17 protein-coding genes are annotated in these 17,067 nt (G+C 72.7%); 7 read left to right on the top strand and 10 right to left on the bottom strand.

The window, feature by feature from the left end:
- Positions 1 to 101: 101 nt before the first annotated feature.
- Together FKN01_RS21990 and FKN01_RS21985 are read left to right on the top strand one after the other, a co-directional pair.
- Complete coding sequence (locus FKN01_RS21990; protein ID WP_143623262.1) at positions 102 to 1,124, top strand: phosphotransferase family protein; 1,023 nt, start codon at positions 102 to 104, stop codon at positions 1,122 to 1,124.
- A 5-nt stretch (positions 1,125 to 1,129) separates the two neighbouring features.
- Complete coding sequence (locus FKN01_RS21985; protein WP_143623260.1) at positions 1,130 to 2,344, top strand: acyl-CoA dehydrogenase family protein; 1,215 nt, start codon at positions 1,130 to 1,132, stop codon at positions 2,342 to 2,344.
- 4 nt (positions 2,345 to 2,348) lie between these two features.
- Here the strand turns inward: FKN01_RS21985 and FKN01_RS32600 are convergent, their stop codons facing one another.
- Positions 2,349 to 2,513 (bottom strand): hypothetical protein, encoded by a 165-nt coding sequence (locus FKN01_RS32600; protein WP_185992937.1) that lies wholly within the window; start codon positions 2,511 to 2,513, stop codon positions 2,349 to 2,351.
- 74 nt (positions 2,514 to 2,587) lie between these two features.
- On the opposite strand from FKN01_RS32600, the gene FKN01_RS21980 reads away from it, so the two are divergent.
- Entirely contained in the window at positions 2,588 to 3,541 is a 954-nt protein-coding gene (locus tag FKN01_RS21980; protein WP_143623258.1) for a LysR family transcriptional regulator, read from the top strand.
- Here the strand turns inward: FKN01_RS21980 and FKN01_RS21975 are convergent.
- Genes FKN01_RS21975 through FKN01_RS21965 form a run of 3 tightly spaced genes read right to left on the bottom strand, consistent with a single transcriptional unit; the run spans position 3,480 to position 6,533 of the window.
- Positions 3,480 to 4,073 carry a TetR/AcrR family transcriptional regulator gene (locus tag FKN01_RS21975; RefSeq protein WP_143623256.1) on the bottom strand — a complete coding sequence of 198 codons (594 nt, stop codon included), beginning with the start codon at positions 4,071 to 4,073 and terminating at the stop codon, positions 3,480 to 3,482. The genes FKN01_RS21980 and FKN01_RS21975 overlap by 62 nt on opposite strands.
- Before the next feature lie 40 nt (positions 4,074 to 4,113).
- Entirely contained in the window at positions 4,114 to 5,772 is a 1,659-nt protein-coding gene (locus FKN01_RS21970; protein WP_143623254.1) for a class I adenylate-forming enzyme family protein, read from the bottom strand.
- Positions 5,769 to 6,533 carry an SDR family oxidoreductase gene (locus FKN01_RS21965; RefSeq protein ID WP_143623252.1) on the bottom strand — a complete coding sequence of 255 codons (765 nt, stop codon included), beginning with the start codon at positions 6,531 to 6,533 and terminating at the stop codon, positions 5,769 to 5,771. The genes FKN01_RS21970 and FKN01_RS21965 overlap by 4 nt, the downstream gene beginning before the upstream one ends.
- 201 nt (positions 6,534 to 6,734) lie before the next feature.
- Between FKN01_RS21965 and FKN01_RS21960 the strand changes: the two genes are divergently transcribed.
- A complete protein-coding gene (locus FKN01_RS21960; RefSeq protein ID WP_143623250.1) occupies positions 6,735 to 8,021 on the top strand; it encodes an exo-beta-N-acetylmuramidase NamZ domain-containing protein in 1,287 nt (428 codons plus the stop codon).
- Between the two features lie 47 nt (positions 8,022 to 8,068).
- Here the strand turns inward: FKN01_RS21960 and FKN01_RS21955 are convergent, their stop codons facing one another.
- A complete protein-coding gene (locus FKN01_RS21955; RefSeq protein WP_143623248.1) occupies positions 8,069 to 10,906 on the bottom strand; it encodes a penicillin acylase family protein in 2,838 nt (945 codons plus the stop codon).
- A 229-nt stretch (positions 10,907 to 11,135) separates the two neighbouring features.
- Between FKN01_RS21955 and FKN01_RS21950 the strand changes: the two genes are divergently transcribed.
- Entirely contained in the window at positions 11,136 to 11,747 is a 612-nt protein-coding gene (locus tag FKN01_RS21950; RefSeq protein ID WP_143623246.1) for a hypothetical protein, read from the top strand.
- 42 nt (positions 11,748 to 11,789) lie between these two features.
- Here the strand turns inward: FKN01_RS21950 and soxR are convergent, their stop codons facing one another.
- A complete protein-coding gene (gene soxR, locus FKN01_RS21945) occupies positions 11,790 to 12,305 on the bottom strand; it encodes a redox-sensitive transcriptional activator SoxR (RefSeq protein WP_143623244.1) in 516 nt (171 codons plus the stop codon).
- 131 nt (positions 12,306 to 12,436) lie between these two features.
- Here soxR and FKN01_RS21940 point away from each other — a divergent pair, with 131 nt between their 5' ends.
- A complete protein-coding gene (locus tag FKN01_RS21940) occupies positions 12,437 to 12,898 on the top strand; it encodes a MaoC family dehydratase (protein WP_143623242.1) in 462 nt (153 codons plus the stop codon).
- Positions 12,899 to 12,963: 65 nt separating this feature from the next.
- Here FKN01_RS21940 and FKN01_RS21935 read toward each other — a convergent pair whose 3' ends face one another.
- From FKN01_RS21935 to FKN01_RS21925, 3 genes are all read right to left on the bottom strand, one after another.
- Positions 12,964 to 13,587 carry a TetR/AcrR family transcriptional regulator gene (locus FKN01_RS21935; RefSeq protein ID WP_143623240.1) on the bottom strand — a complete coding sequence of 208 codons (624 nt, stop codon included), beginning with the start codon at positions 13,585 to 13,587 and terminating at the stop codon, positions 12,964 to 12,966.
- Positions 13,588 to 13,673: 86 nt separating this feature from the next.
- Positions 13,674 to 13,964 carry a YiaA/YiaB family inner membrane protein gene (locus tag FKN01_RS21930; protein ID WP_143623238.1) on the bottom strand — a complete coding sequence of 97 codons (291 nt, stop codon included), beginning with the start codon at positions 13,962 to 13,964 and terminating at the stop codon, positions 13,674 to 13,676.
- 59 nt (positions 13,965 to 14,023) lie between these two features.
- The gene (locus tag FKN01_RS21925) at positions 14,024 to 15,175 is read right to left on the bottom strand and encodes an acyl-CoA dehydrogenase family protein (RefSeq protein ID WP_143623236.1); all 1,152 of its coding nucleotides are present in this window, start codon (positions 15,173 to 15,175) and stop codon (positions 14,024 to 14,026) included.
- A gap of 65 nt (positions 15,176 to 15,240) precedes the next feature.
- On the opposite strand from FKN01_RS21925, the gene FKN01_RS21920 reads away from it, so the two are divergent.
- Positions 15,241 to 15,900: a TetR/AcrR family transcriptional regulator gene (locus FKN01_RS21920; RefSeq protein ID WP_143623234.1), complete on the top strand. Its 660-nt coding sequence runs from the start codon at positions 15,241 to 15,243 to the stop codon at positions 15,898 to 15,900.
- Here the strand turns inward: FKN01_RS21920 and FKN01_RS21915 are convergent.
- Positions 15,897 to 16,976, bottom strand: coding sequence for a Zn-dependent alcohol dehydrogenase (locus FKN01_RS21915; RefSeq protein ID WP_143623232.1), 1,080 nt, complete (start codon positions 16,974 to 16,976; stop codon positions 15,897 to 15,899). The genes FKN01_RS21920 and FKN01_RS21915 overlap by 4 nt on opposite strands.
- Between the last annotated feature and the right edge of the window lie 91 nt (positions 16,977 to 17,067).

Genomic DNA, 17,067 nt, shown 5'->3' with positions numbered 1-17,067 from the left:
GGACCGGAGACTCCGCATCCGGTTCCGGGGACGCACTGGACGACATACCGACTGGTCGGCATCATGAGAGCGACCGTTCGCCCACCCCGGAGGTACGCACGATGAGCCACGTCCATCCGCCAGGTCTCGATCTCGGCCGGCTGCGCGGACACCTGGACCGCGAGCGCCCGGGACTGGTGAACGGACCGCTGGACGCCCGGGTCGTGGAGGGCGGCCGGTCGAACCTGACGTACGTCGTCACCGACGGCACGGGCCGGTGGGTCGTCCGCCGGCCCCCGCTGGGGCACGTGCTGGCCACCGCGCACGACATGAAGCGCGAACACCGGGTCATCAGCGCCCTGCACCCGACGGCGGTCCCGGTCCCCGAACCGCTCCTGCTCTGCGAGGACGACTCGGTGGTCGGCGCGCCGTTCTACGTCATGGAGTACGTCGAGGGCACCCCGTACCGCACGGCGGAGCAGCTGGCCCCGCTCGGCCCGGAACGCACCCGCGCCGCGGTCCTCGCCCTGGTCGACACGCTGGTCGAGCTGCACGCCGTGGACCCCGAGGCGGTCGGGCTGGGCGGCTTCGGGCGGCCCGAGGGCTTCCTGGACCGGCAGCTGCGCCGCTGGGGCAAGCAGCTGGACGCCTCCCGCAACCGCGAGCTGCCCGGCATCGAGGAGCTGCACGCGGCGCTCGGCCGCGACCTGCCCGGCTCCCCCGCGCCCACCGTGGTGCACGGGGACTACCGCCTGGACAACGCGCTGATCGGCCCCGACGACGAGATCAGGGCCGTCCTCGACTGGGAGATGTCCACGCTCGGCGACCCGCTCACCGACCTCGGACTGCTCGTGATGTACAGCTCCGACCTGGGGCTGCCCGAGTCGCCGGTCTCCACGACCAGCGGCGCGCCCGGCCACCCGTCCCCCGCCGAGCTGATCGAGCGCTACGCGTCCCGGTCCGGCCGCGACACCTCCGCCATCTCCTGGTACACGGCGTTCGCCTGGTTCAAGCTCGCCGTGATCCTGGAGGGCATCCACTACCGCTACACCCTGGGCCAGACGGTCGGCGGCGGCTTCGACCGCATCGGCGACCTCGTCCCCGTCTTCATCGAGCACGGCCTCACCACCCTCCAGGAAGGCTGAACCCCATGGACTTCGCATTCGACGCCCGTACCGAGGAGCTGCGCGCCCGGCTCCTCGCCTTCATGGACGAGCACGTCTACCCGGCCGAGCGGATCGCGGACGAGCAGCGCGCCGAGCTGGACTCCCCCTGGCAGACCCCGCGGATCGTGGAGGACCTGAAGGCGGAGGCCCGCCGGCAGGGTCTGTGGAACCTCTTCCTGCCGGGCACGGAGCACGGGGCGGGCCTGAGCAACCTCCAGTACGCGCCGCTGGCGGAGATCCTGGGCCGCTCGCCGCGGCTGGCGCCCACCGCGACGAACTGCGCGGCGCCGGACACCGGGAACATGGAGGTGCTGGCCGAGTTCGGCACCGACGAGCAGAAGAAGCGGTGGCTGGAACCGCTGCTGGCCGGGGAGATCCGGTCGGCCTTCGCGATGACGGAGCCGGAGGTCGCCTCCTCGGACGCGACGAACATCGAGACCCGGATCACCCGGGACGGCGGCGACTACGTCATCAACGGCCGCAAGTGGTACATCTCCGGGGCGATGAACCCGGACTGCGAGATCTTCATCGTGATGGGCAAGACGGACCCGGACGGCGAGGACATCCGCCGCCAGCAGTCGCAGATCCTCGTGCCCCGGGACACCCCCGGTCTGACGGTGAAGCGCGCCATGCAGGTGTACGGCTACGAGGACCACTGGCACGGCGGCCACGCGGAGGTCGTCTTCGAGGACGTGCGCGTCCCGGCGTCGCACCTGATCGGCGAGGAGGGCGGCGGCTTCGCCATCGCCCAGGCCCGGCTGGGTCCGGGGCGCATCCACCACTGCATGCGGCTCATCGGCATGGCGGAGCGGGCGATCGAGCTGATGTGCCGGCGCGCGGTCTCCCGTACCGCCTTCGGCAAGCCGCTCGCCCAGCAGGGCGTCGTGCAGAACTGGATCGCGGACGCCCGGGTCACCGTCGAGCAGCTGCGGCTGCTGGTGCTGAAGACGGCCTGGCTGATGGACACCGTCGGCAACCGGGGCGCGCACACCGAGATCCAGTCCATCAAGATCGCCACCCCGCGCGCGGTGGTCGCCATCCTGGACCAGGCGGTGCAGCTGCACGGCGCGGGCGGGGTGAGCCAGGACTTCCCGCTCGCCGAGCTGTGGGCCTCGGCCCGGACCCTGCGGCTGGCGGACGGCCCGGACGAGGTGCACCAGCGCTCGCTGGCCCGGCGGGAGATCAAGAAGTACCTGTAGCGCTTCAGTAGCCCCCGGTCGGCACGTGGTCGGCCAGGGCCAGTTCGCGGGCGAAGGCCCGTACCCGCAGCAGGGTGCGGGCCAGCAGGCGGACGGCGCGGGGGCGGCGGGGGCCGTAGGCCGCGGTCCACAGGGCGGGGATGCGGGCGGAGCTCTGGAGGTGCGCCATGAATCCAGCTTGGCCCCGGCCCGGGAGACGGTCCAACAGATGGATTCACTGGGAGCCATCGATAGCGTAGATGCATGGAGATACGCCAGCTCCGCCACTTCATGGCGGTGATCACGCACGGCAGCTTCACCGCCGCCGCCCGCGCCGAGCTGATCGTGCAGTCGGCGCTGAGCACGTCCGTGCGCAACCTGGAACGGGAGCTGGGCGCCGAGCTCTTCGACCGCACCGGCCGCCGGGTGGTCCTCACCGAGGCGGGCCGGGCGCTGCTGCCCGCCGCGCGCACGGTGCTCGCGGGGACGGACGCCGCCCGGGACGCGGTGGCGGCCGTGTCGGGGCTGGCCGCCGGGCGGGTCCGCGTCGGCACGATCCAGACGCTGACCTGCGTCGACCTCGCCGCCGAGCTGGCCGCGTTCCACCGGCTGTGGCCGGGGGTGCAGATCTCCCTGCGCGAGGCGACGACACCGGAGCTGGTGGCGGCGGTGCGCGCCGGGGAGCTGGATCTCGCCTATCTGGCGCCGGACACCGCCGAACTGCCCGAGGGCATCACCGCGTTCGCCACCTGGTACGAGGAGCTGGTGCTGATCACCGCGCCCGGGCACCCCCTCGCGAGGGCCGGGCGCACCCTGATCAAGGACCTCGCCGACGAGCCGTTCGTGGACTTCCGGGCGGGCACGGGCCTGGAGACGGCGGTGCGCCGGCTGGCCGCGCACTGCGGTCTGCAGCGCCGGATCACCTGCGACGTCACGCAGATCCGGCTGCTCGTCGACCTCGTCCGGGCGGGCATCGGGGTGGCGATCGTGCCGCGCCGGATCGGTGAGGACGCGGGGCTGCCGTGCGTGGCCATCCGGCAGCCGGAGCCGGGCCGGACGGTGCTGCTGGTGGGCCGGGCGCCCCGGCCGCGCAATCCGGCGGCCGAGGCGCTGCTCGGGCGGCTGTGCGGCGGGGAGCCCGCGGGCGGGGCCGCCGTTACGGTCGGAGCGCCCGGAGCAGCAGGTCGGCCAGGTGGTCGGCGACCTCCTGCGGGGTGAGCGGGCCGTCCGGGCGGTACCAGGTCGACAGGTGGTGGACCGAGCCGAAGTGGTAGTCCACGATGAGGTCCGCCGGGGTGGCCGTGGAGAAGACGCCGCTGCGCTGGCCCTCCTCGACCAGGGCGCGGAACCGCTCGTGGTAGCGCCGCCGCTCGCCGCGTACCTGCTTGTTCTTCTCCGGGCTCAGGTGGTGCATGGAGCGGAAGAAGATCGAGGCGTCGTCCAGGTTCTCGATGGTGGTGACGACCACGTCGGCCGCCGCGTCGCGCAGCCGCCGCTCGATGGGCGCCTCGGCGTTCGCGAAGGCGTCGAGCCGCTCCTGCTGGAGGCGCAGCACCCGGGCGTACACCTCCTGGAGCAGGTCCTCCTTGGAGCCGAAGTAGTGGTACAGCGCCCCCTTGGTGACGCCGGCCGCCTCCACGATCTCCTGCACCGAGGTGCGGTCGTAGCCCTGCTCGGCGAAGAGCCGGGTGGCGGCGGCCAGCAGTCGCTGCGGGACGGGGGCGCCGCTCCCGTCCGTCTCCTTGGCCATAGCCGCCGCCTTCCTTCCGTGCGTACGCGTCTGTCTGTTTCTAACGGGCTGAACGCAGTTCCCGCCTGAGGATCTTCCCACTTGCCGTCTTGGGCAGCTCGGCCAGGATCTCGACCTCGCGCGGGTACTTGTAGGCGGCCAGCCGTTCCTTGCAGTACGCGCCCAGCTCGTCCGGCTCCACGGACGCGCCCGGACGCAGGCTGACGTAGGCCCGGACCGTCTCGCCCCGGTAGGCGTCGGGCACGCCGACGACGGCGGCCTCGCGGACGGCCGGGTGCGTGTAGAGGACGTCCTCCACCTCGCGGGGCCACACCTTGAACCCGGAGGCGTTGATCATGTCCTTCTTGCGGTCGACCACGTAGAGCCAGCCCTCGCGGTCCATGAAGCCGATGTCGCCGGTGCGCAGCTCGCCGTCGGGGAAGGCGGCGGCGGTGGCCTCGGGCAGTCCCCAGTAGCCGGAGACGACCTGCGGGCCGCGCACCGCGATCTCGCCCTGCTCCCCGAAGGGCACCTCGGCGCCGTTCTCGTCCAGGATGCGGACGACGGTGTCCGGCCCCGGCACGCCGACCGACAGGGTGCCGGAGACCGGGTCGACGGGAGCCTCGCGCTCCGGGGGCACGGAGGCGCAGGGGGCGGTGCACTCGGTGAGCCCGTAGCCGTTGCGTATGTACGGGCCGAAGCCCGCCCGGAACTTCTCCACGAGCGCGGGCGGCAGCGGGGCGCCGCCGGACGAGATGACCTGGAAGGAGGCGAAGTGCGCGGGCGTCACGCCGGGGGTCGCGGCCAGCGCCATGAAGGCGGTGGAGGGTCCGACGGTGTACGCGGGGCGGTGCTCGGCGAAGGCGTCGAGGACGACCCCGGGGTGGAAGCGGTAGGCGAGGACGAGGGTGCCCGCGTTGGTGAGGCAGGCGGCCAGCTGGCAGACCATGCCGGTGATGTGGAAGAGCGGGGCGAGCGCGAAGTAGGCGGCGCCCTCGGGGACGGGGTGGCCGGTGCGCTGGCGTTCGGCGTTGACCATGATGTTGCCGTGGGAGTTCATGGCGCCCTTGGGGGTGCCGCTGGTCCCGGAGGTGTAGCTGATCAGCGCGGTGCCGGCGGCGGTGGGCTGCCGGCCGGCGGGGGCGGCGAGGCCCTGGCGGGCGACGGCGACGAGGTCGTCGGCGTCCGCCGCGGCGGGCAGCCGCTCGAAGTCCAGGACCCGCTTGTCGTTCTTCGTCTGGAGGTCCAGCTCGCAGGCGGTGAGCGCGATCCGGACGCTGGGCGCGGCCGCGGCGGTGTCCCGGAGATACGCCTCCCAGGCCCGGTCCGAGCAGATCAGGGCGGTGACCTGGGCGTCGTGGAGTACGTGCCCGACCTCGGCGGACTTGTACATCGGGTTGAGCGGGACGACGGTGGCGCCGGCCTTCCAGGCGCCGAGGAGCGCGAGGACGAACTGCGGGGAGTTCTGGAGCATGATCGCGACCCGGTCGCCGGGCTCCAGGCCCCGGGCGGCGAGGTGGCCGGCCACGGAGTCGGAGAGCTCGTCCGTCTCGCGGTAGGTGAGGCGTCCGTCGAAGTAGGCGAGCGCCGGGTGGTCCGGGGTGCGGGCGACCGACGCGCGGAAGGCGTGCACCAGGGTCTCGGCGGGGTGGACGGGGGCCCGCTGGGCCTCGCTGAGCAGCGGGAGCCAGGGCTTCGCCGCGTAGATGGACCCGGTCATGCTCCGGTCTCCTCCCAGGTGCGCTGGAGGCGGTTCATGCCGCGGATCCAGCGGTCGGTGTCGGCGGCCCTGGCCTGGTAGTAACGGCCGACCTCGGGGTGCGGCAGGACCAGGAACCGGTCGTTCGCCATGGCGTCGAACAGGGCGTCCGCGACGGCTTCGGGCTCGATGGCGCCGGGGGCCAGGACGAGCTCGCCGGCCGATCCGGCGGCGGTGAGCATGTCCGTGCGCACGCCCTGCGGGCAGATCGCGTGGACCTTGACGCCCCGGTGCCGGTAGGTCAGCGACAGCCACTCCGCGAAGGCGACGGCCCCGTGCTTGGACACGCTGTACGGGGCCGCGCCGATCATGGTGAGCAGCCCGGCGGCGGAGGCGGTGGAGACGAACCGGCCGCTGCCGCGTTCCAGCCAGTCCGGGAGCAGCGCGCGGGCCGCCCGGACGTGGGCCATCACGTTGACGTCCCAGGCCGCGGCCCAGACCTCCTCGTCGGCCAGCGGGTCGCCCGGCGAGGCGAGGCCCGCGTTGGCGCAGTAGACGTCGACGGTGCCGTCCAGGGCGTCCCGGGCGGCGTCCACGATCCGGGAGGCGTCCCCGGCGACGACGGTGGCGCCGATCTCCCCGGCGAGCGCCTCGACCCGGGCCGCGTCGAGGTCGTTGACGACGACCCGTGCGCCCTCGGCGGCGAATCTGCGGGCGAGGGCGGCGCCGATGCCGCCTCCGGCCCCGGTGACCACTACGCCAGCGCCCTGCACCGTACTCATCGCTCTCGCACCTCTCAGCCGACTGCACGGGCAGACTAACCAGTCGGTATGTCGTGTGGGAAGAGGTGTCGCGCGGGAAGAGGCGGAGCCGTCCCGTCGGCCACTCGCGGCGCGGCGGCCCCGTCCGACACGTTCCCCCGGGCCCGTCCGCGCGCTAGCGTGCGTGACCATGACACTCGTCGCGATCTTGGAGGTAGCCGAATGAGCCTGTCCAGGCGTGGTTTGCTGACTGCCGGCGGTGCGATGGGAGCGCTCGCGGCCACGGCCGCCTCGGCCGGCCCGGCGGCGGCCGGTGCCTCGCACGGCAAGGGCCGCGGGCACGGGAACGGGGGCGGGCAGCGGGTCCGTACCGGGTTCGACCGGCTGGCGGCGGACGGCTACGCCCTGCTGAAGGGGCAGCGCGTCGGCGTCGTCACCAACCCGACCGGGATCACGTCCGATGTCCGGCACATCGTGGACGTGATGCACCCGGACGGCCGGGTGGACCTCACCGCGGTCTTCGGCCCCGAGCACGGCTTCCGGGGGACCGCGCAGGCGGGCGGCTCCGAGGGCCGCTACGACGACCCGGCGACCGGGCTGCCGGTCTACGACACGTACCTGAAGAGCGGTCAGGCGCTCGCCGACGTCTTCACGGCGTCCGGCGTGGACACGATCGTCTTCGACATCCAGGACGCCGGCGCCCGCTTCTACACGTACATCTGGACGCTGTACGACTGCATGGAGGCGGCGGCGCTCGCGGGCAAGCGGTTCGTGGTGCTGGACCGGCCGAACCCGGTGTCGGGGCGGGCGGCGCTCGGGCCGGTGCTGGACCCGGCGTTCGGCACGTTCGTGGGGCGCCGGGAGATCTCCCAGGCGCACGGGATGACGGTGACCGAGCTGGCGCTGCTGTTCAACGGGGAGTTCCTGAAGGACCGCCCGGCCGAGCTGGAGACCGTGAAGATGTCGGGCTGGTCGCGCTCGGACTTCTTCGACGCGACGGGCCTGCCGTGGGTGCCGCCGAGCCCCAACATGCCGACGCCCGACACGGCCCTGGTCTACTCCGGCACGTGCCTCTTCGAGGGGACGAACCTGTCCGAGGGACGCGGCACGACCCGCCCGTTCGAGCTGCTGGGCGCGGAGGGCGTCGACCACCGGTGGGCGGACGCGGCCAACGCGCTGGAACTGCCCGGAGTGGCCTTCCGCGAGGCGTACTTCGCGCCGACCTTCTCGAAGTTCCAGGGCAGGACCGTGGGCGGGGTGCAGCTGCACGTCCAGGACCGCGAGGTCTTCGACCCGGTGCGTACGGGGATCGCGCTGCTGATCACCGCGAAGCGGACGTGGGACGGCTTCGCGTGGCGGTCGGACAACTGGATCGACAAGCTGACGGGGAACACCCGGGTGCGGACGATGATCGACGCCGGGGCGGACCTGGACGAGGTGACCGGCGCGTGGGCGGACGACCTCGCGGAGTTCCGGGCCGTGCGGAAGAAATACCTGCAGTACCGGTGAGCTGAGGTGAGCCGGGCGGGCCCGCGAGGACCCGCCCGGCCGCGGTTTCAGCGGTGGCTCGGGAACTCCACCACCTGCTGGTACGTCGGACGGTTCTGCCAGTGGATGCCCTTCTGGGCGATGCCGCCCAGCGCGCGGTGGATGATCGAGTCGGTGCACCACTGGTCACCGGCCTCGCAGCTGTCGTCGCCCGGGTAGACCTCGGCCGCCGGGACCGCCGCCGCCTCCTTCAGCGAGGCGAGCAGCGCCGTACGGCAGGCGCTCAGGTCGCCGCCGCCGCAGTAGGACTTGGCCAGCGGGCCCCTGACCTGCCGGCCGAGCACCTGGCGCAGGTCCTTGTCGGCGAAGCCCCACCAGCCGTACTGGAAGGCCGAGCCGCTGTGCGCCCCGCTCGGCCCGTGGCTGGCGGCCGGGGACTCGTCGGTGGCGACGTTCGCGGTGAGCGCTTCGTACAGCTCGTCGCCGAGACCGGGCCGGAACTCCGCCTCGATCAGCCGGGGCCACCACGCGTCCATGATCCGGACCGCGTCGGCGTGTCCGTAGGTGTGCGAGCCGGGGCTCGTCTCCTTGCGCTGGGCGCCCGCCGCGCGCCAGGAGTCCAGCTGCTGGACCACCGCGTCCAGGTCCGGGTCGGTGACCGGCTGGGAGCGGATGACCTTCAGCAGCTCGGGCAGCAGCTGCTCGCCGCGCAGGTCGGTGAGGGCCGCGTCCGCCATGGCCCGGGTGAGCGAGGCCCGGGTGACGCCGCCCTCGGCGACGAGCCCGGACACCCGGTCGTCCAGCAGGTCGCCGCGGTGCACCGCGCTGAGCCCGAAGCCGGCCGCCGCGTACCCCTCGGCCTGCTTGTTGTTCCAGGAGATGTAGTAGTCCTGGCCGCTGGAGTGCGGGTGCTCGGCGAAGGCGGTGTACGAGGCGGTGTTGGCGGCCGGGTCGTAGCCCTGCCACTCGTACGCCTTCTCGGCGCGGACCGGCAGTGCCGGGTCGACGCCGGGCGCGCGCACCGGGTTCATCCCGCTGTTGTAGTAGGCCGCGGTGCGGGAGTCGGCGTAGAACCAGTTGAAGGCGTAGTCGATGTTGCTCGCGGCCCGCTGGAAGGACGCCGCGTCGGTGACGTACGCCGGGTCGTTGAGCATCTGGAAGCCGATGATCGAGTCGGCCTCGTGGCGGTAGGTGGTGCGCAGCGTGGTGTACGCGACGGGCTTGCCGGCCACCGTGGCGCGGTGGGTGACGATGCCGTAGCCGGTGCGCCAGACCTGCATCCGGTACGACCCCTTGGCGGTGGAGTCGGCGACGGTCGGCTTCCAGGAGTTGGTCTTCTCCATCTTCTCCATCGCGGTGCAGGTGCCCCGGTAGAGGTAGTGCGTGGAGTCCTTGGCGGGCGTGGAGCCGTCGGGCTCGCACAGCTCGACGGCGTAGGTGTCGGTGATGTCCTGCCCGGCCGAGGTGGCGCTCCAGGCGTAGTCCTGGCCCCGGCCCATCTGGACGTACATCCCGACACCGGCGAAGGAGACGCCGCGCGCGCTGATGCCGGGGCCCTGGAGCTCCTGGAGCATCATCAGCTGCGGGGCGAAGTAGCCGGTCTGCGGCCCGAACACGGCGACCGGGTTTCCGCTCGCGGTGTGCTTGCCGGACACCAGCAGGGCGTTGGACATCCCGCGCTTCTGGGCGCCGGAGCCGGAGCCGGGCAGCGAGCCCTCGGGGATGACCCCGTCGTCGAAGATGCCCTGCGCCTTGCGGAGCGCCGCCGGGGCCTTGACGGGGGCCTTCACGCCGGTGCCCGCCGACCCGGTGCGGTCGTGGATGAGGGGTTCGGCGGTGACCGAGCCCCGGTCCGGGAGGGCCGTGCCGACGGCGTTGGCGGGCTTGTCCGCGTACGGGAAGGAGGTGCCGTCGTGGATGGTGAGCACGGCCTCGGGGTCGTTGCGCTGACGGAACGACTCCCAGACCTTGGTGCCCTCGGCGACGCCGTACTTCTGCTGGGCGGCGAGCAGCGACAGCGCCGCCTGCACCTCGCCGCCGCCCCCGCCGCCGAACTGGCCGCCGACGACCGAGGCGATGGAGATCAGGTCGGTCAGCTTGAACGGCTGGATCTCGCCGATGTTGGTGATGGCGTCGATCTTGCCGGTCAGGACGTACTCGCCGGGGAAGTAGCGGCCGTCCTTCGCCTTCTTGCGGTAGGCGTTGATGCCGTCCACGTACGCCTGCGCGTCCGCCATGGCCTGTTCGCCCCTGGCCCCCTCATGGGTCCTGATGTACTCGACCTGGGCCTCCAGATCGGCCTCGGTGTACGGGGCCTGCGGCCAGAACTGCTGCTCCAGGCCCTGGTTGGCGAGGGCCCCGCCGGCGAACGAGGTCAGCTCACCGCGCCCGATGTGCCGGAAGAGGTCCATCAGCCACAGCCGGTCCTGCCCGGCCGCGTACCCGGCGCCGAACTCGGTGCCGTAACGCGTCGTGCCCTTGATGTGCGGGACGCCGGTGGCCTTGTCGCGGGTGATGGTGACGTCGTCGCGCGGCGAGGTGACGGACTCGACCTGGTCCTTCGGTACGCCGAAGGAGGCGTCGTTGAAGAAGTCGGTGAGCTTCTGGTCGGTGAGCCCGGTGTGCCCGGCGACCAGCCCGTCGTAGCGGTCGAGCTGGTCGTCGCTGTGCGCGGGGTGGGTGCCGAACGCCTTGTTGCCCAGGATCTCCACCAGGGTGGCGTTGCCGTTCTCGCCGGGCGGCAGGATGTCGTCGCACTGCCCCTGGCAGTGGTCGGGGACGGGGTCCGCCTCGGCGGCGCCCGCGTGGGGAGCGGCGGCGAGCAGGGACGCGCCGAGGACGAGAGCCGCGGCGAGGGCGGCGGCTCTGGTGGTACCGGTGCGGGTCATACGGGTGCGTGGGGGCATGCGTACTCCTCCGAGAGGCCGATGCGCGGCAGGTTACCGGCGGTATGACCGGCCGGTAAGATGAACATCGGTCACCTTTTCCGAATCGCCACATGCCGGTGGATTCTGTGCGGCGTCTCATCTTCTGGACGTTCCGGCCCTTGAATGGAGCCGATCCGGGCAGTCGTACGTCCATCCCCTGACGCCGAAGTACGGGCGACGGAGTACGAGCGACGGAGGTGGCGGCTCAATGGCCGGTTTCCGGAGTCTGGCGAGACAGGTCCGCGACCCGAGGAGCGATCTGGCACTGCGGCGGTACTCGCTACGCAAGTGCCTGGAACGCTTCGCCCCTTACGGGCACCGGGCCACCTGGGACCATCTGTGCGCACGGCACGGCATAGCCCCCGAGGACCGGTCCCCGGACCCGGTGCGGCTGGTGCGGGCACTGGACGAGCTGGAGCGGGCCCGCACGGTCTGGCTCGGTTACGAGGCGGGGTTCGCGGAGCGCCGCCGGCGGGAGAAGCACCGGGGGCTGCGCCGGCCCGGCGCCTTCGACGACTGGCACCGGCGCACCTGGGGCGGCAACGGCGTCGCGCGCTGCGACGACCCGGCGGTCCACCCCTCGGCCCCGCTCGCCGAGGTGCTGGCGCGGCTGATCTCGGCCCTGGAGGCGGAGCCCGGCACCGGCTGCCCGGTGTGCGGCAGGACCAGGATCACCTGGCGGCACGACCTGGACAGCGAGCCCTGGTCGGGCCCGGTCTGCACCGGGTGCGGGATCGTGGTGCCGCAGCCCGTGCTCACCCCGGCGGCCCTGGCGCGGGCCCGCCGGGACCTGGCGGGCGAGCTGGCGACGGTGGCCTGAGAGGCGAGCGGCCCGCCGCGCGGGCCGCTCGGCGCCCCTCGGTCAGCAGCAGCCCTCGGCGCTCTCCGCCCGCTCGCGGCTCACCGGTGCGCGGTCCGCCGTGCGGCGCTCCGGCATCAGACGCGAACCGCTGATCCTCTCCCCGCTGATGTCGTCCGGGTTGGACAGGACGCAGGTCTCCAGCGACAGGCAGCCGCAGCCGATGCAGTCGGTGAGGTGGTCGCGGAGCCGGCCCAGCTGCTTGATCCGGTCGTCCAGCTCGGAGCGCCAGGCGTGCGAGAGCCGCGCCCAGTCGTCGCGGTTCGGGGTGCGCTCCTCGGGGAGTTCGGCCAGCGCCTCGCGGATCGTGGCCAGCGGGATGCCCACCCGCTGGGCAGCGCGGACGAAGGCGACCCGGCGCAGCGCGTCCCTGCTGTAGCGGCGCTGGTTGCCGCTCGTGCGGCGGCTGCTGATCAGGCCCTTGGCCTCGTAGAAGTGCAGGGCCGACACGGCGGCGCCACTGCGCGCGGAGAGCTGGCCGACGGTGAGTTCGTGAAGTGTCTGCGGGATCTGGGGCACCCCTCGAAGCCTACGCCGCCGGTGCTCGGCCCATCCGTCGTTGACAGGAACGCAGCCGCCAAGGATGCTGAGCAAGCGCTTAGACAGTGCGCGATGGACGGTCGGCAGAGCGGAAGGCAGGGAGCAGGAACATGGCTGAGCCGAGGATCTTCGACTCCGCGCAGGAGCTGCGGGACGGCGTGGGCGAGCAGCTGGGGTACAGCGACTGGCTGGAGATCGACCAGAAGCGGATCGACCTGTTCGCCGACGCCACCGGCGACCACCAGTGGATTCACGTGGACCCGGAGAAGGCGGCGGCCGGCCCGTTCGGGACGACCATCGCGCACGGCTATCTGACGCTGTCGCTGCTGCCGGTGCTCGTCCCGCAGGTCATGGCGGTCGAGGGCGCGAAGATGGGCATCAACTACGGCACCAACAAGGTCCGCTTCCCCTCCCCCGTGCCCGTGGGCTCGCGGGTGCGCGCGACGGCCGTCCTGAAGAGCGTCGAAGAGGCGGGCGGCGGCGTACAGATCACCGCCGTCGTGACGGTCGAGCGCGAGGGCGGCGACAAGCCGGCGTGCGTCGCCGAGTCGGTGTCGCGCTACTACTTCTGAGCCCGCGCCGGTGTGCGTACGCGAACACCCCCGGCCCCACGAGGGGGCCGGGGGTGCGGTCGTGCTCAGCGTCCGGCGGCGACCATGCGCAGCACCAGGCCGGCGTACAGCTCGGCGACCTCGTCGGGCGTCCGGCTGCCCTGCGCGTTGAACCAGCGCGCCACGTCGATGCAGAGCGACAGCACCGCGAGCGTGGTGCCCGGCACGTCCGGTACGTCGAACTCGCCGGAGGCGACGCCCTCACCGATGATCCGGCGCACCACCGCGTCGGTCTTGCGGCGCAGCGCGATGATCTCGGTGCGGTGCTCCTCGCCGAGCGCGTCCAGCTCGTACTGGACCACGCGGGCGGTGGCGTGCCGTTCGGCGTGCCAGCGGACGAAGGACCGGACGGCGGTGGCGAGCCGTTCGGCGGCCGTGCCGTCGCCGTCGGCGGCGGCCTCCAGCACGGCCAGGGCCCGGTCGTGGCCGATCCTGCTGATCCGGTGGAGCAGCTCTTCCTTGGTCTTGTAGTGGATGTAGAGCGCGGCGGGGCTCATTCCGGCGCGGCCCGCGATGTCCCGGGTGGTGGTCGCGTGGTACCCGCGCTCGGCGAAGGCGTCGACGGCCGCGACGAGGAGCCGCCGGGCGGCCTCGGGCGTCACCTCGGCCCACGGCGGGTCCTCGGCGTCGGTCTCCTGCGCCGTGCTCATCGTCGCTCGCCCCTCTCAGTCAGCAGGAGGCACACCCTACCCCGATCCTGAGCAAGCGCTTAGGGAAACGTGTCGCGGGTGGGCTCTCAGAGCTTCTGGAAGGGGTCGTGCTCGGCGAGGATCTTCTCCAGCCGGGCCTGGTCGACCCGGCTGACCAGCTGGCCCGCCTCCTGCTTGTCCCGGACGACCTTGGCCAGGGTGAAGCAGGACGTGACCAGGTAGAGGATGCCGATGGCGAGGAAGGCGCGGACCCAGGCGTCGGCGTCGAGGTAGTAGATCCCGAGGGTCACCGCGGCCATCGCGACCCCGAAGGACGCGACGGCCTGGCCGAAGTAGGCGGCGGTGTTCTGCTGTCTGACCGGTGTCGTCTCACTCATGACGCCCAGCATCCGACTGTATGACGCACGCCACATCCGTACGAGTACTCAGACGGTACTCAGAACGCGGAGACCCCCGTCAGGGCGCGGCCGATGATCAGCTTCTGGATCTGGCTGGTGCCCTCGTAGAGCGTCATCACGCGGGCGTCCCGGAGCAGCTTGCCGACCGGGTACTCGTCGATGTAGCCGTAGCCGCCGAAGACCTGGAGGGCGTTGCTGGCGGCGCGGACGGCGGCCTCGGAGGCGAACAGCTTGGCCCGGGACGCGGCGGTGGCGAAGTCCTGGCCCCGGTCGATGAGGTCGGCGACCCGCCAGGTGAGCAGGCGTGCGGCCTCGACGTCCACGGAGATGTCGCTGATGAGCTCCTGGACCAGCTGGTAGCCGGCGATGGGCCTGCCGAACTGCTCGCGTTCGCCCGCGTATCCGACGGCCGCGTCCAGGGCCGCCTGGGCGATTCCGACGCAGCCGGCCGCCACCGACATCCGGCCCTTGGCCAGGGCGGACATGGCGAGGGAGAAGCCCTTGCCCTCGGGGCCCAGCAGGGCGCTCGCGGGCACCCGTACGTCCTCCAGGACCAGTTCGGCCGTGGCCTGGCCGCGCAGGCCGAGCTTGCCGTGGATGGTGCGGCGGGTGAGGCCGGGGGTGTCGGCGGGGACCAGGAAGGCGGAGACGCCCTTGTGGCCGGGGGTGTCGTTGGTGCGGGCGAAGAGGAGCACCACGTCGGCCCAGGTGCCGTTGGTGATGAACATCTTGCTGCCGTTGATGACGTAGTCCGCGCCGTCCCGCACGGCCCGGGTCGTCAGGCTGCCCGCGTCCGAGCCGGTGCCGGGCTCGGTGAGCCCGAAGCAGCCGACCGCGTCGCCCGAGGTCAGCCGGGGCAGCCAGCGGCGCTTCTGCTCCTCGTCGCCCCAGGCGGCGACGGTCTTGGCGACCAGGCCCAGGGAGACCGAGACGATCCCGCGCACCGAGGAGTCGCCCCGGCCAAGCTCCTCGGTCACCAGGCAGTACGCGAGGTGGTCACCGCCCGAGCCGCCGTACTCCTCCGGAACGGTCAGGCCGAGGAAGCCGAGGGCGCCCAGCTTCTTCACGATCGACTTGTCGACGTTCTCGGACCGGTCCCACTCGGCCGCGTACGGGGTGACATCGCGGGCCACGAAGTCCCTCGCGAGCTGCCGGACGGCTTCCTGCTCCTCGCTCAGCTCCAGGTTCATCGGCCGCACCCTCCGCGTTAATTAGCACTGCTAGTTTTTGGATCGCAGGGCCTACTATGTGCCGCATGGCCCGCCCGCGCAAGCCCCTCCTGAGCAGAGAACGCATCGTCGAGACGGCGAGCGCCCTCGTGGACGCCGAAGGGCTCGACGCGGTGTCGACCCGCCGGCTGGCGGCCGAGCTGGGGGTCAGCGGGCCCTCGCTGTACAACCACTTCCGCAACAAGCACGAGATCCTGGACGCGGTCGCCGACGCCGTCTCGGCGCAGGTCGACCTGTCGATGTTCGAGGAGTCCGACCCCCGGGACTGGCGCGCCGCGCTGCACGACTGGGCGGTCTCCTACCGGGCCGCGCTCGCCGCGCATCCGCACATCGTCCCGGTGCTCGCCCAGGGGCCCGGGCGCCGCCCGGCCGGTCTGCGGGTCGCGGACGCCGTGTTCGGGGCCATGGTGCGCGCGGGGTGGCCGCCGGCCCAGGCCACGTACATCGGCGCGCTGATGCGCTACTTCATCACCGGCTCGGCGCTCGGCTCCTTCGCCCGGGGTTTCGTGGACGACGAGACGGCCTACGACCCCGCCGACTACCCGCACCTGGGCCAGGCCCACCTGCTGGCCGAGCGGCGCCAGCAGGTGGACGAGGGGGCCTTTGAAACCGGGCTGCGGGCGCTGGTGGACGGGCTGGAGCTGCAGTACGCACAGCTGGAGCCCGCCCGCCGCGGACCGGGCTAGAAGACCACCAGCGCCCGGCCGCCCTTGCCCGCGATCATGTTGTCGAAGGCGGCGGGGATGCCGTCCAGGCCGATGTGTCCGGTGACCATCATGGAGAGGTCGAAGCGGCCCGCCCGGATGTGGTCCGCCAGCACCGGGAGGTCGCGGGCGGGGTCGCTGTCCCCGTAGACGCAGCCGGTCAGGGACCGGCCCCAGTGGAAGATCTCCAGGGCGTTGAAGGTGACCTGCTGGTCCTTGCCGCCGATGCCGACGACCGTGGTCCGGCCGCCCCGACGGGTGGACTCCCAGGCGCTGCGGATGGTGGCCGCCCGCCCCACGCACTCGACGGCCACGTCCGCGCCCTGGCCGCCGGTGAGCTTCCGGATGTCCCGGGGCGTGGTCTCCGAGGCGATGACGAAGTCCGTGGCGCCGGCGCGGCGGGCCAGCTCCTCCTTCTCCGGGGAGACGTCCACCGCGATGACCTGCGAGGCGCCCGCGATCCGGGCGGACTGGAGCACGGCGAGACCGACGCCGCCGATGCCGAACACCACGACGGACTCCCCCGCGCGGACCCGGGCGCTGTGGTGGACCGCGCCGTATCCGGTGAGCACCGCGCAGCCCAGGAGCGCCGCGTCGGTGAGCGGGATGCCGTCCGGGGCGGGCAGCACGCAGTTCCCGGCGACGACGGTCTCCTCGGCGAAGGCGGCGACGTTCAGCCCGGGATGCAGGTCGGTGCCGTCGGCGGTGCGGGCGTGCACGTTCGCCGCGCCGGCCAGGGCGCCCGCGCAGAGCCACACCTCGCCGATGCCGCAGTGGTGGCAGTCGCCGCAGGAGGGCGCCCAGTTGAGGACGACGCCGTCGCCCGGGGCGACGTGGGTGACGCCCTCGCCGACCGAGACGACGGTGCCGGCGCCCTCGTGGCCGAGGACGGCGGGGACGGGCACCCGCATCGTGCCGTTGGACAGCGAGAGGTCGGAGTGGCAGACCCCGGCGGCGGCGAGACGGACGCGCACCCGGCCGGGGCCGGGCTCGGGCAGGACGATGTCGGTGATCTCCAGCGGAGCTCCGACGGCGGGCAGTACGGCGGCGCGGACCACGGACTTGCTCCTCGCTGATCGCTGATGGGCGGGCGTTACGGGGCGGAGGGTGTCCTGTCGGTCAGGGCCGTGCCAGGCGTCGCGGGCCCGG

The sequence above is a fragment of the Streptomyces sp. 130 genome, assembly GCF_007096885.1.
GTDB lineage: Bacteria > Actinomycetota > Actinomycetes > Streptomycetales > Streptomycetaceae > Streptomyces.
This window is presented reverse-complemented; position numbering and strand designations above follow the sequence as displayed.